Below are 14,142 nucleotides of genomic sequence, written 5' to 3' on the forward strand. Positions count from 1 at the left end.
CTATGAAAGGTACGAGGCAAATACTCAATCTCTTCAAGATTGAAAATACCCACGTTGCCCAGCTCCTTCAGGCTACCGAGGCAGTACAAAGGCCGTTAGCCAAATCCAGCAATCACTATCCGCATCAGGCGGATTTGTGTTCATTTGCGCGGGGTGCGTGGCTGCAGCCATCAGATGCGCAGCCAATACTGCTCGCTGAAACGCTCCAGGTAGTAGAGCCCCAAAACCTCGACACCCTCTGAGACCAGACGCCCTTAGTCACTGTTGAGCATTTCGTTGCAGGCAGCGTCGAGATGCAGTGCCTCGACATGCGCATCGGTGACTGTTAGAGAGCCCCTGGAAACCTTCGCTCAACGAGCGGTTGACTCCAGCACCGTCAGCGAGATCGGCCAGCTCGATGTCGCTCCGCAGATATCCCAAAATGTACCTTGCGCTCACTTCACCTGCCGGGGCGTGAACGGCTGATAATTCCGGTAGTGCGAGACGGTAAAGCCCTGGGTTGAAGTCATATCTCCAACCCAGGATTTCGCTCAAGCCTCACTGAACATTTGTTTGTACCTGCCGTCATGCATCCATGCCGCATGATGCGGAGCACGCTTGGTAGTCGACCACTCTTCAAGCATGTCCCATTTGACCTCGCCAAGGGCCTCAAGCATTCCCTTTCTGATGGTTGGTGCCACGAGTTCCAGTCGATGGCCACTTGGGTCAAAGAAGTAGATCGACTTGAAAAGCGCATGGTCCGTAGGCCCCAAAACCTTGATCCCCGAAGACTCCAACTTGGCCTTGGTCGCAAGCAGCGTATCCAGCGAGTCAACCTCCATAGCCAAATGTTGGGTCCACTCGGGAGTGTTTGGATCACGCCCCATTTCAGGCCTTGCGGGCAGCTCAAAAAATGCCAGGACATTCCCCATGCCAGCATCCAAGAAGATGTGCATGTACGGGTCGGCCTCTCCTGTAGAAGGCACCGCGTCCTCGGCGATGGACAGTATCAAGCTCATGCCAAGGTGCTCCTCATACCAACGAGCCGTCACCAGAGCATCCTTGCAACGATAAGCAACGTGGTGAATCTTGCTGATGAGATTGCTCATTGTCACACCTTCTCGGCGGTCAGAACGCCCCGGCGCACTTGGTCGCGCTCGATCGATTCGAAAAGCGCTTTGAAATTACCTTCACCGAAGCCGTCATCGCCCTTTCGCTGGATGAATTCGAAGAACACAGGACCAACAAGATTTTCCGAGAAGATCTGCAAGAGTAACCGTTGCGTACCACCTTCAGTCGTACCATCGAGCAGGATGCCGCGCGACTGCAGCTCCTCTTCTGGCTGACCATGACCTGGCAGCCGCTCTTTCAGCATATCGTAATAGGTGTCGGGAGGCGCCGTCATGAATCGCATGCCTAGCGCTTTCAGGCGATCCCACGTGCCCAACAGATCATCGGTCAGGAAGGCAACGTGCTGGATACCTTCGCCGTTGAATTGCATGAGAAACTCTTCGATCTGCCCGGAGCCTTTCGAAGACTCTTCGTTCAGTGGAATTCGAATTTTTCCATCCGGAGCGGTCATGGCCTTTGAGGTCAATCCCGTGTACTCGCCTTTGATATCGAAGTAGCGAATCTCGCGGAAATTGAACAACTTCTCATAGAAGTCTGCCCAGTAGGCCATACGCCCACGGTAGACGTTGTGGGTCAGGTGATCGACGAGCTTCAAACCTGCGCCTGCGGGATGCCTGTCAACTCCTGGCAGGAACACGAAATCGATGTCGTAAATCGAAGCGCCTTCTTCAAACCGGTCGATGAGATAAAGCGGTGCCCCTCCAATACCCCGGATGGCTGGCAGACGTAGCTCCATCGGGCCAGTAGGAAGGTCTACTGGCTGTGCACCTAGCTCCAGAGCGCGGTTGTAGGCTTGCTGCGCATCGGCAACTCGGAAACCCATGCCGCAGACTGATGGGCCATGTTCCATCGCGAAGAAAGCAGCCGGTCCGGACCGTTCATGATTGAGTATGAGATTGATCTCGCCCTGTCGATACAGATGCACGTTCTTGGAACGGTGAGTAGCAACTTTGACGAACCCCATAATGGCGAATACAGGCTCAAGCGTGTTCTCTTGAGGGGCGGCAAACTCGATGAATTCAAAGCCCATCAAGCCCATGGGGTTATGGTTGGATATCGCCATCGTATGCTCCTTTTCTTGTTAGATAAATGCGAAAGCTTCGCCATCAACCGGGTGGTTGGTGGCGAAGCTGATTACTAACGAGGAGCCTAACGAAGGGGGTCGCCGTGGGGTTAGCCGATTCTTGCAGCACGTAGCCATATCCGGCATGGAATGTGAGCAATCCATGCGGGCAGCCGAAAATCGCCTCCACATCAAAGGGCTAAGCGTCAAGGATCAGGGGTTTATATAGCTAGTCTTCACCTGCGTGAAAAACTCAGCGGCATAGCGCCCTTGCTCTCTTGGGCCGTAGCTGGAGCTTTTTCGCCCGCCAAACGGCGCATGCGGGTCCACGCCTGCCGTCGGCGCATTGATCATCACCATCCCTGCTTGCAGCTCACGCTTGAACACAGCGGCCCACTTTAGAGACGTGGTACATACACCTGCCGACAAACCGAATGGCGTATCGTTAGCCACGGCCAGTGCCTCCTCAGCGTCCGCCACACGGATTACCGCTGCGACAGGCCCGAAGATCTCTTCCTGACAAATTCGCATGTTGGAGGCAGCCCCGACAAACAGAGCTGGCTGCAGGTAAAATCCAGGCTTGCCATCCACTTCATGCTCTACTTGGCCACCGTAAACAAGCTCTGCCCCTTCAGCGACACCGTGGCGGATGTATGCCACGTCTTCAGCCAACTGCTCACCGTCGACCACCGGACCGATGCGAGTACTTGCATTGCGCGCATCACCCACTTTCAGATCGGGCAACCTGGACAGCATGGCTGCCACGAAACGATCGTGCATCTTGTCGGTGACAATCAGACGAGACGAAGCGGTGCAACGCTGCCCGGTAGCGTGATATGCGCCATCCAGAGCACAACTAACGGCGACATCGAGATCAGCGTCGTCCAGCACCACCAGCGGATTCTTCCCACCCATTTCAAGTTGGAAGCGCGCCATGCCTCCAGATCGGCCTACCGCAGCCTGCGCTACCTTGCGCCCGGTACCCTCGGAGCCCGTGAAGGTGATCGCAGAAAGCCTCGGGTCTTCGAGCAAGACGCTGCCAATCTCGCGACTGCTTCCCATCACGAGGTTGAACGCGCCCTTGGGCAGCCCAGCACGCCCAATGATCTCGGCCAACGCCCAGGCACAACCGGGCACTAATTCGGCGGGTTTGAATACCACGGTATTGCCATACGCCAGCGCCGGAGCAATCTTCCAAGCCGGGATGGCAAGTGGGAAATTCCATGGGGTGATCACGGTGATGACACCAACCGGCTCACGTGTAACTTCTACCGTCATTCCGGGACGAGTGGATGCCATAACCTCGCCCGGCTGGCGAAGGCATTCGCCAGCAAAAAATTTGAAGATCTGCCCCGCACGCAAGACTTCACCACGCGCGTCCGCCAATGCCTTGCCCTCTTCACGAGCAAGCAGGTCAGCCAACTCATCCAGGCGCGCCAAGATCTCGCTGCCAATCATGTCCAGCGCATCACAACGTTGCTGAGGCCCGCGACTGCTCCAAGCAGGGAGAGCGTGACTGGCAGCCGCAAACGCCATCCGCGCCTGATCTTGACTGGCACGCGCATAGTGGCCGATGACATCACGGGTGTCGGAAGGATTGATGTTGGTCGAGGCATTCAGGCCTTCCAACCATTCATCATTGATCAAATTGCGATACATCTGTGGGGTAACTCCGGTGGCATTGCAAGAGGGAGTGATCAGCATTGCCAACACGTCAGGCTGGCAATGCTGGCGTACAACGATCAGCCCTGCCCGCGGGCGCGTGACAGGTTTTCCTTGAGCAAGGCCGGTACTCTCTCATCGAAGCCCAAAGCCACACGGCGTACTTCAGGGCTGTCGGTGGGCTGATGGCCCACACCGAGTGCCGAGGCGCGTGGCGCATCGATAGCGACCACTTGACCACGGATGCGGCCAATACCCGTCACTTCGCACTCCACCACGTCGCCAGCATCGATGCTGCGCGAATGGCATGGGGTGCCCATGAGGATCACGTCACCTGCCTCCAGCGTGATGTGCCGCGCCAGGTCGGCAATCACGTAATGCGGCCCCCAAATGGTTTCATCACCAATATGCGCTTGCTGGACAATCTGCCCGTTGACATATGTGCGCAGGGTTTGCTCGAACAGGTTTACACCCCGCACGATGCCGGGCCCAATGGGCAGCAGCGTATCGGAGCCTTTCACTCGCAACATGCTGCCCTGGTCGGTGTCGCGGAAGTCTTGCAGGCCCATATCCAGGGCTGGGCAGAAGCCCTCGATGTAGGCCCAGGCCTCGTCCGGCGTAACGTTGCGGCAGGTACGCCCGATGACCACCGCATACTCGCCCTCATAGTTCAGGTACTGACAGTCGGCAGGCTTGTGAATCTGCCCCTCATGGCCGTTGAGGGAAGTCGTTGGTTTGACGAAATACGTTGGCGTCTCGGTAGGCTTAGCCTTGTTGCGGGTCTCGAAGCTGCGAGAGCTGTAGCTAATGTGCACTGCAATGATTTTGCGCGGCTGCACAGGCGGCAGGTATGCCTGACCTTCGCTGGGGATTGTCCGGCCGTCATCCAGGCGCAGTTGCCCGGCATCACCACCCTCTTCGATCAACGTTCCCCAACAGGCAGTACCGCCCAACAACACCCGGCGGCGCTCCACGCGGGGGCCACGCATGACTTCAGGCAGGGCCTGCATCGGAAATTCGAAATCCATGAGTAAAACCTCTTTATATGATCAGTGCTTGCGCGTGCGCACGAACGTAACGACCAGCAGCCCAGCCATCAGTACAAAGCCTGCAATGATGTACATCGCACTTGCGGTGGTGCCGGTGTTGGTTTTGATCCAACCGACCAGATAGGGGCTGAAGAAGCCTGCCAGGTTGCCGATCGAGTTGATCAGCGCGATCCCTGCCGCTGCAGCTACGCCACCGAGCATGCCGGTAGGCATGGACCAGAAGATCGGCGCCATGCTTTGCAGCCCCATACTGGCCAGCGTCAGGGCGAACATGGCGGCCATGGTGTTGTGCTGGAAAACCACGGCCAGCACTAGCCCCAACGCACCGATGGTTGCTGCGCCGCAGTAATGCCAGCGGCGCTCACCGGTTTGATCTGAATGGCGGCCGACCAGGATCATCGCCACCACTCCGAAGGCGTAGGGAATGGCTGACAACAGGCTGATGTGGGTGGTGCTCTCGACACCGGTTGCCTTGATGATCGAAGGCAACCAGAAGCCGAATCCGTACTGCCCCATGGAGCTACCAAAATGCACCAGTGCGAACATCCAGATCAGTGGATGACCGAGCACCGCGGCCAGCGACATCGTTGTTTTCGTCTTGCTCTCTCCGTCGATGCGCGCTTGTAACAACGCCTTCTGCTCGTCAGTCAGCCAGCGCGCCTTACTGATACCGTCATCGAGGTAGAACAGCACGGCGATACCCACTGCCATCGATGGAATCGACTCGACCACAAACAGCCACTGCCAGCCTGCCAAGCCGTGGCTACCGTCCAGAGAGTCCATGATCCAGCCCGAGAACAACCCGCCGAGCAGGCCGGCAATCGGAATAGCCGACATGAACAAAGCCATGATGCGGCTGCGGCGATTTACCGGATACCAGTAGGTCAGATAAAGCACGATGCCTGGGAAGAACCCGGCTTCGGCTGCGCCGAGCAAGAAGCGCACGATATAGAACGTGGTCTCGTCGTGGACAAATGCCATGGCACCGGTGAGCAGTGCCCAGGTGATCATGATTCGCGCGATCCATCGGCGCGCGCCGACGCGGTGCATGATCAGATTGCTTGGGAGTTCGAAAACGAAATAGGCCAGAAAGAACACACCTGCCCCTAACCCGTAAACAGCTTCACTGAAATGCAGATCATCCATCATCTGCAACTTGGCAAAGCTGACATTGATCCGGTCAAGGAAGGCAATGATCAGGCACAGGCAAAGAAAAGGGATCAAGCGCCGCGTGACCTGGGCGTAAGTCGCGTCTTCGGCGTCTAACGCGGCCAGCGGAACAGAGTCGGTAATGGCATTACCATTCATGGGGTGCCTCATGTTGTTATTGTGCTTGTTACTGAAAGAAAATCAGAGGTCGAACCAGACGTGGATGTTGCCCGTACCACGCGCGTTCTCGTAGGCGGACAGCGCCTCGCCTTTGGCCTGGCAGTTGGCACCGCCGAGGGCACCGATCATTTGCAGGTAGTGAGCACCGAACGCCTCCCAGGGTTGACGGCGGTAGTCTTCATCCCAGCGCGCCAGAATCTGGTCATGACGCCCCTCAGCCATCAAGGCGATAGCGCCCTTGTCACTCTCCACGGCGGCAGTCGACGACACATTGCTTTCGTGGAAAATGCGGGGGTTGTTGGGCTTCCAGTCAATGCCGTTGAATTTGTGGCTCAGCGCTCCGGACGCCAATAGGACTACACGGAGATCACTACGATGAATTGCCTCACCCACTGACTCACCCGATTGCAAGAACTGTGGCCATTCGCAGTTCTGGCATGAGCTGACTGTCACAACAGGGATGTCGAGAGTTTCCAAACCCGCCAGTTTGATCACGTTGATCGTCGCGTACTGACGCTCAAGGTCAGGGTGAGCAATAGCTCGGTTGTAACCGCCCTGCTCTCTCGACACACGCTCGATGGCTTGGGCCAACGCAGGATGCCCGCGGTAGGCATAAGGAACGCCGTGCAGGTACCACGGCATCTCATCGGAGGTGTAGCGACCCTGGTAGTGGGCGCTGGCATCGACCAAGTGATAACCGGTGGTGAACCAATGACTGTCGAAGATCACGACGACATCCGGCTGGGCGGCCTGGATTTTTTCTCGCAGACGCGCGAATCCGGCAATCAGGTCTGAGTCTTGCCCAGCGCCCATGGCCCGGCGAAACTCCTCACACTGCATCAATCCTGGGTGGTGCGACACAATGGCCGCGCCGACGATTTGTCCCATGTTGAATATTCCTTTTTATCGTTGACTGAAACTGGCGCGGAAAGGCTTGTTCGGGACTACAACGTCTTTAACGTCGCAGAAGAACTCGAAACTCCAGTCCCCGCCCTCGCGGCCAATGCCGCTGCGCTTGATACCGCCGAATGGAGCAGCCAGATCGCGAATACCGAAGCTGTTGACCCAGATGAATCCGGTACGAATTTGTTCAGCCAGCCCAGTCGCATGAGCAGTCTCGCCGTAGCACACACCGCCCAGCCCGAAGTCGGTGCCGTTCGCCATGGCAATCGCTTGCTCGTCGCTGCTGAAGGTCTGCAGGGTGAGTACCGGTCCGAACACCTCGTTCTGCACGATTTCAGCAGACTGCTCGACGCCAGTGATCATGGTCGGCTGCAGGTACTGGGCTCCATATGGATGCTTGTCCCCGCCCCACAACACCTTGGCCCCCGTGGCCACGGCGCGCTCGATGAACCCTTGAATACGCTCGACTTGGCGAGGGTGAATGACCGGCCCAACTTCAGTGGATGCGTCTCTTGGATCGCCGATTACCAAGTTTTCGACATAGCTGCGCATGGCCGCTATGAAGCCCTCAACTACTCGTTCGTGAACCAGCAGACGAGTACCAGCAAGGCAGACCTGACCGGCATTGCGGTACATCAGCGCGGCGGTGGCAGCGGCATTGTCCAGGTCAGCATCTTCAAGCACGATGAAGGGGCTTTTGCCGCCCAGCTCCAAGCTGCATGGCACCAGATTGGCAGCAGCAGATGCTGCAATCACCTTGGCGGTCGGCACACTACCAGTGAAAGAGATTCGGGCAATGCGAGGGTCACTGACCAGACGAGCACCGGTTTTAGCACCCGTTCCCTGCACAATGTTAAGCACCCCTGGCGGCAACCCTGCAGCGTGGGCTGCATCGGCCAACAGCGAACTGGTTAACGGCGCCCACTCTGGCGGTTTGACGATGCAAGTATTGCCTGCGGCAAGTGCGGGCCCCAGCTTCCAGGTGGCCAGCATCAAAGGAGAGTTCCAGGGGGTGATGATCACCGCCACACCTGCGGGATCATGCCGGATACGGTGGCTCGCCTGTTCGGTTTCGAGGCAGCGATCTTGTAGCGTCAGCGCGTGCTCGGCGAACCAGCTGATGTTGAGCTTCGCTCGGTTGATCACACCATGGCGCATGCGTGACAACAATACGCCCGCATCCGTGCTTTCCAATTGGCAGAAAGCCTCAGCACGCTTACCGATCTCTTCAGCAAAGCGATCCAAATATACTTTGCGTTGCACAGCGCTCAATGCGCTCCAAGACACGAAGGCGCGCTCGGCGGCTACGATGGCGGCCTCGACATGCTCAGCTTCGCCTTCGGCAATGTGACCCAGGACTTGTTGATCGATCGGGCTGAACAGCTCGAAAGTCGATGCGGAGGCAATCCGCTGTCCATCGATGTAATGGTCCGGCGAAACCTGTACACCGGCCACATCAATAAGAGCAGTTGGCATGGTTGTTCCTTGTTGTCGTTGATGAAGTTTCCAGCGCAATGCGCTCAGTAGCCCGAGAAGCCAAGCGACGGTTGAGATGTCGTTTCCCGGAATTGGCTCAGCAGCGTGCGAGTGGATTGAGCCAGCAGCGAGGCATCTACCCCTACGGCAACAAACCGTGCACCTCGGTCTCGGTAACGCGCGGCGAGGACGGGATCAGTGCTGAGCACACCGGCCGCTTTGCCGGCACGGACAACGGTATCGATGGCGTTTTCGATGGCTGCTACCACGTCCGGGTGTCCCGGCTGGCCAATCAGTCCCATCGAAGCACTGAGATCAGCCGGCCCGAAGAACACACCATCGACCCCATCAACACCGACGATCTGCGCTAAATTGGCGAGCCCCTCCACCGTCTCAACCTGCGCCAACAGGCACACCCGATCGTTGGCCTCCGTGAGATAGCGGCTATCTGCCCCCCAGCGTGACGAGCGCGCCAAGCCACAGCCAACGCCGCGGATACCCTGCGGCGGATAGCGCATGGCACTGACCAAGTCGCGCGCCTGTTCGGCGGTGTCGACCATTGGCACCATGAGCGACAGAGCGCCGGTTTCCAGGATTTGTTTGATCAGCGCAGGATCGCCGTGGGGAAGACGTACGACAGGGTTACCCGGGTAGGCCGCCAAGCTTTGGAGGATCGCGAGAATCGAGCGCAAATCATTTGGGCCATGCTCGGCATCGATCAACACCCAATCGAACCCGGCGCTGGCACACAATTCTGCGGTGTATGCATCACCAAGACCGAGCCACAAACCAATTTGCGTCCGACCGCCAGCCAACGCCTGGCGGAAGCAACCAGCGCTCATACGAACCTCAGCGAGATCGACCCCAGCGGGCCGTAGTCAGCATGGAAGGTGTCACCCGCGGCGCACGCCACTGGCCGGGTAAACGAACCGCCCAGGATGATCTGACCAGCCTCAAGCCCCTCGCCGTGCAGCGCGAAACGGTTGGCCAGCCACGCAACCCCGTTGCCCGGATGATTGAGTACTGCAGCCCCCAGGCCTGACTCTTCAATGACGCCATTTTTGAGAAGCAAAGCTCCAGCCCAGCGCCAGTCCACCTGATCTGCACGCATGGGGCGGCCACCAAGGATGATGCCTGCGTTTGCAGCGTTATCAGCGATCGTGTCGCGGACCTGACGAGGGACCTTGGTATCCCGGTCGAGCTGCTCGATGCGTGCATCAATCAGTTCCAATGCCGGAACCACGTAATCAGTGGCATTGAGCACATCGAACAGGTTCACATCCGGGCCGCGCAGTGGTCGCGCGAGGATGAAGGCCAGTTCCACCTCGAGGCGAGGAACGATAAATCGGGAAGCTTCGACTTCTGCACCATCGGCCAACAGCATGTTGTCGAGCAAGGTGCCGTAATCCGGCTCGGTAATCTGCGAAGCGATTTGCATGGCCCGGGACGTCAGGCCGATCTTGTGACCAATTACTTTTCGTCCCCCGGCCAATTGCAACGCAATCCACTCTCGCTGAATGGCGTAGCTGTCGCTGATGGTCAGGTCTGGGTAACGCTGGGTCAGGTGTCGCACTTGAGTGCGTGACGCCTGAGCCTCCTCCAGTTCGAAAGCCAAAGCTTGGCAGGTTGCTTGGTCAAGCACTGCAAAATCTCCCCGGCCTTTGGTGGCCTGTTGTCTTTGTGTTGGAGGGAAGTCTGCGGGATTGACTTATCAACAAAAAGCAAAGAAATTTGCTCTTTTATCAAGCATTGGTTGTTAATAATGGCACTCCTCAGATTCACCTTGCGCCAGCTCGAAACGTTCGTATGCGTGGCTGAGTTGCGAAGCTTTGCCGGTGCCGCCGAACGGCTGGGTATGACGCCGCAAGCCGTCAGCCAACTCGTGGCCGAGCTTGAGAAGGTGCTTGGTTTCAGGCTATTTGACCGATCGACCCGGAAGGTCGGCTTATCCGCAGCCGGCCGAGATTTTCTGGCTTCTGTGCAATCGACGATGCGCCATGCGCGCGCGTGCGAGAGTGCCGCTGCGGATGTGCGCAATCGAGCAGCCGGTATGGTCCGAATCGGCGCACCGCTGGTACTTGCCTGTAGAGCTTTGCCGGAAGCGATCAAGGCCTACCAGCAACTTCATCCGAAAGTGGTCATCCGCATCAGGGATCTTCCGGTGGAAATGCTCGCAGACGCAGTTGCCACAGGTGATGTCGATCTGGCGCTTGGACCTGATCGCCCAGTTGGAAATGACGTAGCTCGCCAGCCAATGTTCGAAAGCAGGTGGGTCTTGTGGTGCTCCACTGAACACCCACTGTCATCGCGCAAGCGCATCACCTGGCGTGATCTCCATGATGTCCATCTTGTGGCCGCGGGCCGCGATCATGAGCGTAGTGTGGTACCTATGCAGGCAAGTGCGCCGGAGGGTGAACGGGTCACTCCAGTGGAAATCGTCGACAACATCACCACCGCTCTCGGCCTATCAGCACACGGTTTGGCAGCGACGCTTGCACCAGCTTATGTCGGTTGCCTTGCCGAACAATTTGGCCTGCAGATGCACAGAGTCGAAGATCCAGAAACTCTTCGATCGGTCTGCCTATACCATTCAACCGTTCGTAATTTATCGCCCGCTGCGGATGGCTTCGCTGAATTTTTGAAACCCTGGTTGCACCATTGGGCAAAGCGCCCACAGCAATTACCTATGTGAGACATCGTAGTACACGCAAGGCGGTGGTTGAGGCTCAAGAGAGACAACGTACCTGGTACGACTAAAACCACCTTGGGTTGGCGCTGTCGGAAGCCAAAGCGCAATGGGAGCGGAGCACCACCCCCAAAGGGATCGCCACCGCAGTTGTGTAGACAAAGCCGGCCCGCCCCACTTTGTCACTTTCCATGTGCTTTTTTCAGAGCGCGCTTTGGTTGCTCAAAATTTCAGCTAGCGGGGGATTCAGTTAAGTCGCGACCGGCAGCTTTCGACCCAGACTCTGTGAAACCTCCCGACCGCCGCCTACCGCAATCAGTCGAATTGAGTACCTTTTTGGATTAACTCAACTTTATAGCCGTTCGGATCCATGAGAAATGCTATGACAGTTCTACCATGCTTCATGACTCCAGCTGGCCGCGGAACCTTATATCCAAGGACCTCCGCCCTTAAACATACCGCTGCCGCATCTTCAACCTCAATAGCAACATGCCCATATGCATCGCCTAACTCGTAGCTATCTTGCCCCCAATTACGCGTCAGCTCCAATACTGCTGTATCAGCTTCAGCACCATAACCAAGAAAAGCCAAAGTGAACCGACCCTCCGGATAGTCTTTCCGTCGCAACAAACTCATCCCAAGGACTTTACTATAGAAGTGAATGGTTTTATCTAAATCGATAACGCGCAGCATCGTATGTAAAATACGCACAAATTCTCCCTAGCGACATCCTCTATCGAGGAAGCGTTGTGATGCTTTTCTCACAGTCGAAAAGCGTAGAACTCTGCTGAAAATAGACAGCCTGAAAAGGCTGGCGCTTCAGATGTTGGGGGGTGATAGCTGACGATGATATGCTAACGTATCGCTCACTAAAAGTGTCTATTTGTCACTCCATCCATCACAAAAGGAGAGTGAATTGAAGCTTTCACATCTTGGCTATTTTTGTGCTGTGGTCGAGCAGGGCACCATAGCCGCAGCGGCGACGCAGCTGCACTGCGTACCCTCTAACATCACTACCAGGCTACGTGAGCTCGAGAATCAGTTGGGGGTTGCGCTATTTAACAGAGAAAAAAACCGGTTGATGACAACGCCGGAGGGCCGGCTGCTTTACCGCAATGCGAAAAAGATGGTCGATCTCGCTGCAGAGACAAAGTCACTGTTCTCAAGCGAATGTAACCACGGTGTCCTGCGAGTGGGCGCGCTCGACGTAGCTTTAGCCAATCATTTGCCGACCGGTCTCGTCCGCTACCGTCGCGAGGCGCCAGGGGTGGAATTACATATTCGCCCAGAACATTCGCTTCTTCTGGAGAGGTTACTAATGGATGGCGAGCTTGACTTAATACTGACTGATGGACCAGTCGAGCATCCGCTACTGGAAAGCCGCTTAGCCTTCCGCGAGAAATTATTGGCAGTAACACCTAACAAACTTAATACAATAACTCCTGAAAATCTGTCAAACCTTGAGCTGTACGTATTCGGGCAAACATGCCATTACCGGCAACAAGTTGACCGATGGCTTGCTATCAGCGGCATTCTACCGCGAGCCATACTGGAAATCGAATCGTACCCCAGCATCTTTGCTTGCATAAATGAGGGCTTAGGCTTCGCGTGCATACCAGAAAGCTACGTCTTAAAATTTTCGCAACAGAAGTATGACTTTAAATCCGAGCTTGCTCATGGACTAGATTCCAGCGACATATATTTTGTCTGGCGCAAGAATCAACAGTCCCCACTCATTGAAGATTTTATTAGAATCATCACTTCCTAAAGGCAGCACACTCATCTTTACTCTCAAATTTAGATTCAAGGCATCCGACCTTATAACAAAACATCATCCTAATAAGACTAGTTTAAGACCCAAAACACCTGCGCTAGGTTTTCTTGCGCTCCAAATTAATGAAGTGAACTATTGATGGAAGCTGCAGTCGCTTTTTTTGGATCCAAAAAATAGACTTGGATCTGTCGCGCGGAGCCTTACTAAAAGGAAGCTTGCCAGCGCATGAAGAAAAGTTCAGCAGGAGGCTGACCCATGGTCTCGTATAGAAGTTCCTATCACCCAATTGATGCGGCGATCCTTTGGAGCGATCTTGCCGATCACGAAGCCGAAATTCTGCACGTAGAGCTAACGCACCCAGGCGGCTTGCTCAAGCACTTTCCCCAATGGCCTACGCTCCACCTCTACGCTGAGCGCATCTGCGACGCAATTATCAACGGAGAGTTGCCCGCAACCTATCTAGGTGGACCCATTGGATTGGGAGATCCGATGCAGCGCGCCTACTGGTCCATTCGCCACCCGGACCTGTGCGGATGGTTCGCCCGCACCTACCCGCACGAGAAGCCGGCATTTCTGTTTTCCCGGGAGAGCGATCATTCCCTTTGCGTAAGCCTGGGCGTTCATCTCGCGCTTCAAGCGGATCGAGATGTTTTGCTGCGAGAGCTTGAACGCCTGCGGCGTACGTATTCGGCACTTCGCGACCAGGAGTCACCTGAGCTCGACGATCCAACCATAGCCCAAAAAACCAAGTCGAAATCCGGAGTCCTATCTGAAAATGCCGCACTTCTGCTTTACGTGATCGTGGGTGCCCTGCTCGCTCTGACGCTGGGCAAGACGGAGAAGGGTCTGCCTCGATCCATCTTCGAGGATCAGGCAGCGATCGTTGATGCCATCACGACGCTGTTCCCGGATGTTCCAGGGTTGAGCAAACGCACCCTTGATCGGAAATTTGCGGAAGCCCGACGCCGTTTCGCCCAAGCCGGCCGGGTATGAGCCGCGATTGCCAGGCAATCCGAGCGATTGCCTGGCAATGACTTTCACCGGTTCCAGTTGTTGACTGAATGTCACATCCCACCACGCGCCATTCGGT

General features: G+C 56.3%; 13 protein-coding genes. 3 read left to right on the forward strand and 10 right to left on the reverse strand.

Annotation, left to right across the window (positions count from 1 at the left end; translation table 11 throughout):
- Window positions 1–530 precede the first annotated feature (530 nt).
- The 9 genes from IAE37_RS11310 to hpaH all read right to left on the reverse strand — a co-directional run bounded on the left by IAE37_RS11310 (window position 531) and on the right by hpaH (window position 10,234).
- Window positions 531–1,088: a VOC family protein gene (locus tag IAE37_RS11310; RefSeq protein WP_201173428.1), complete on the reverse strand. Its 558-nt coding sequence runs from the start codon at window positions 1,086–1,088 to the stop codon at window positions 531–533.
- Between the two features lie 2 nt (window positions 1,089–1,090).
- Window positions 1,091–2,173 carry a 4-hydroxyphenylpyruvate dioxygenase gene (gene hppD, locus IAE37_RS11315; protein ID WP_201173430.1) on the reverse strand — a complete coding sequence of 361 codons (1,083 nt, stop codon included), beginning with the start codon at window positions 2,171–2,173 and terminating at the stop codon, window positions 1,091–1,093.
- A gap of 213 nt (window positions 2,174–2,386) precedes the next feature.
- Entirely contained in the window at window positions 2,387–3,877 is a 1,491-nt protein-coding gene (locus tag IAE37_RS11320; RefSeq protein ID WP_201173432.1) for an aldehyde dehydrogenase family protein, read from the reverse strand.
- Window positions 3,878–3,915: 38 nt separating this feature from the next.
- The gene (locus tag IAE37_RS11325) at window positions 3,916–4,863 is read right to left on the reverse strand and encodes a fumarylacetoacetate hydrolase family protein (protein WP_201173446.1); all 948 of its coding nucleotides are present in this window, start codon (window positions 4,861–4,863) and stop codon (window positions 3,916–3,918) included.
- Between the two features lie 21 nt (window positions 4,864–4,884).
- Complete coding sequence (locus IAE37_RS11330) at window positions 4,885–6,192, reverse strand: MFS transporter (RefSeq protein ID WP_201173451.1); 1,308 nt, start codon at window positions 6,190–6,192, stop codon at window positions 4,885–4,887.
- A 42-nt stretch (window positions 6,193–6,234) separates the two neighbouring features.
- Window positions 6,235–7,101 carry a hypothetical protein gene (locus IAE37_RS11335; protein ID WP_201173454.1) on the reverse strand — a complete coding sequence of 289 codons (867 nt, stop codon included), beginning with the start codon at window positions 7,099–7,101 and terminating at the stop codon, window positions 6,235–6,237.
- A gap of 15 nt (window positions 7,102–7,116) precedes the next feature.
- A complete protein-coding gene (locus tag IAE37_RS11340; protein ID WP_201173457.1) occupies window positions 7,117–8,592 on the reverse strand; it encodes an aldehyde dehydrogenase family protein in 1,476 nt (491 codons plus the stop codon).
- Window positions 8,593–8,636: 44 nt separating this feature from the next.
- Window positions 8,637–9,434, reverse strand: a complete 798-nt coding sequence (locus IAE37_RS11345) for an aldolase/citrate lyase family protein (protein ID WP_201173459.1) — start codon at window positions 9,432–9,434, stop codon at window positions 8,637–8,639.
- Window positions 9,431–10,234, reverse strand: coding sequence for a 2-oxo-hept-4-ene-1,7-dioate hydratase (hpaH, locus tag IAE37_RS11350; protein ID WP_201173461.1), 804 nt, complete (start codon window positions 10,232–10,234; stop codon window positions 9,431–9,433). Before hpaH ends, IAE37_RS11345 begins: the two co-directional genes overlap by 4 nt.
- On the opposite strand from hpaH, the gene IAE37_RS11355 reads away from it, so the two are divergent.
- Window positions 10,223–11,284, forward strand: a complete 1,062-nt coding sequence (locus IAE37_RS11355) for a LysR family transcriptional regulator (RefSeq protein ID WP_201173463.1) — start codon at window positions 10,223–10,225, stop codon at window positions 11,282–11,284. The genes hpaH and IAE37_RS11355 overlap by 12 nt on opposite strands.
- A gap of 309 nt (window positions 11,285–11,593) precedes the next feature.
- Here IAE37_RS11355 and gloA read toward each other — a convergent pair whose 3' ends face one another.
- Window positions 11,594–11,989, reverse strand: a complete 396-nt coding sequence (gene gloA, locus IAE37_RS11360) for a lactoylglutathione lyase (RefSeq protein WP_201173466.1) — start codon at window positions 11,987–11,989, stop codon at window positions 11,594–11,596.
- A gap of 205 nt (window positions 11,990–12,194) precedes the next feature.
- On the opposite strand from gloA, the gene IAE37_RS11365 reads away from it, so the two are divergent.
- Entirely contained in the window at window positions 12,195–13,046 is an 852-nt protein-coding gene (locus tag IAE37_RS11365; RefSeq protein WP_201173468.1) for a LysR family transcriptional regulator, read from the forward strand.
- A gap of 261 nt (window positions 13,047–13,307) precedes the next feature.
- Window positions 13,308–14,045, forward strand: coding sequence for a hypothetical protein (locus tag IAE37_RS11370; RefSeq protein ID WP_201173471.1), 738 nt, complete (start codon window positions 13,308–13,310; stop codon window positions 14,043–14,045).
- Window positions 14,046–14,142: the final 97 nt, after the last annotated feature.

Origin of the sequence: Pseudomonas sp. S31, from assembly GCF_016648105.1 — a bacterium.
Classification (GTDB): Bacteria; Pseudomonadota; Gammaproteobacteria; order Pseudomonadales; family Pseudomonadaceae; genus Aquipseudomonas.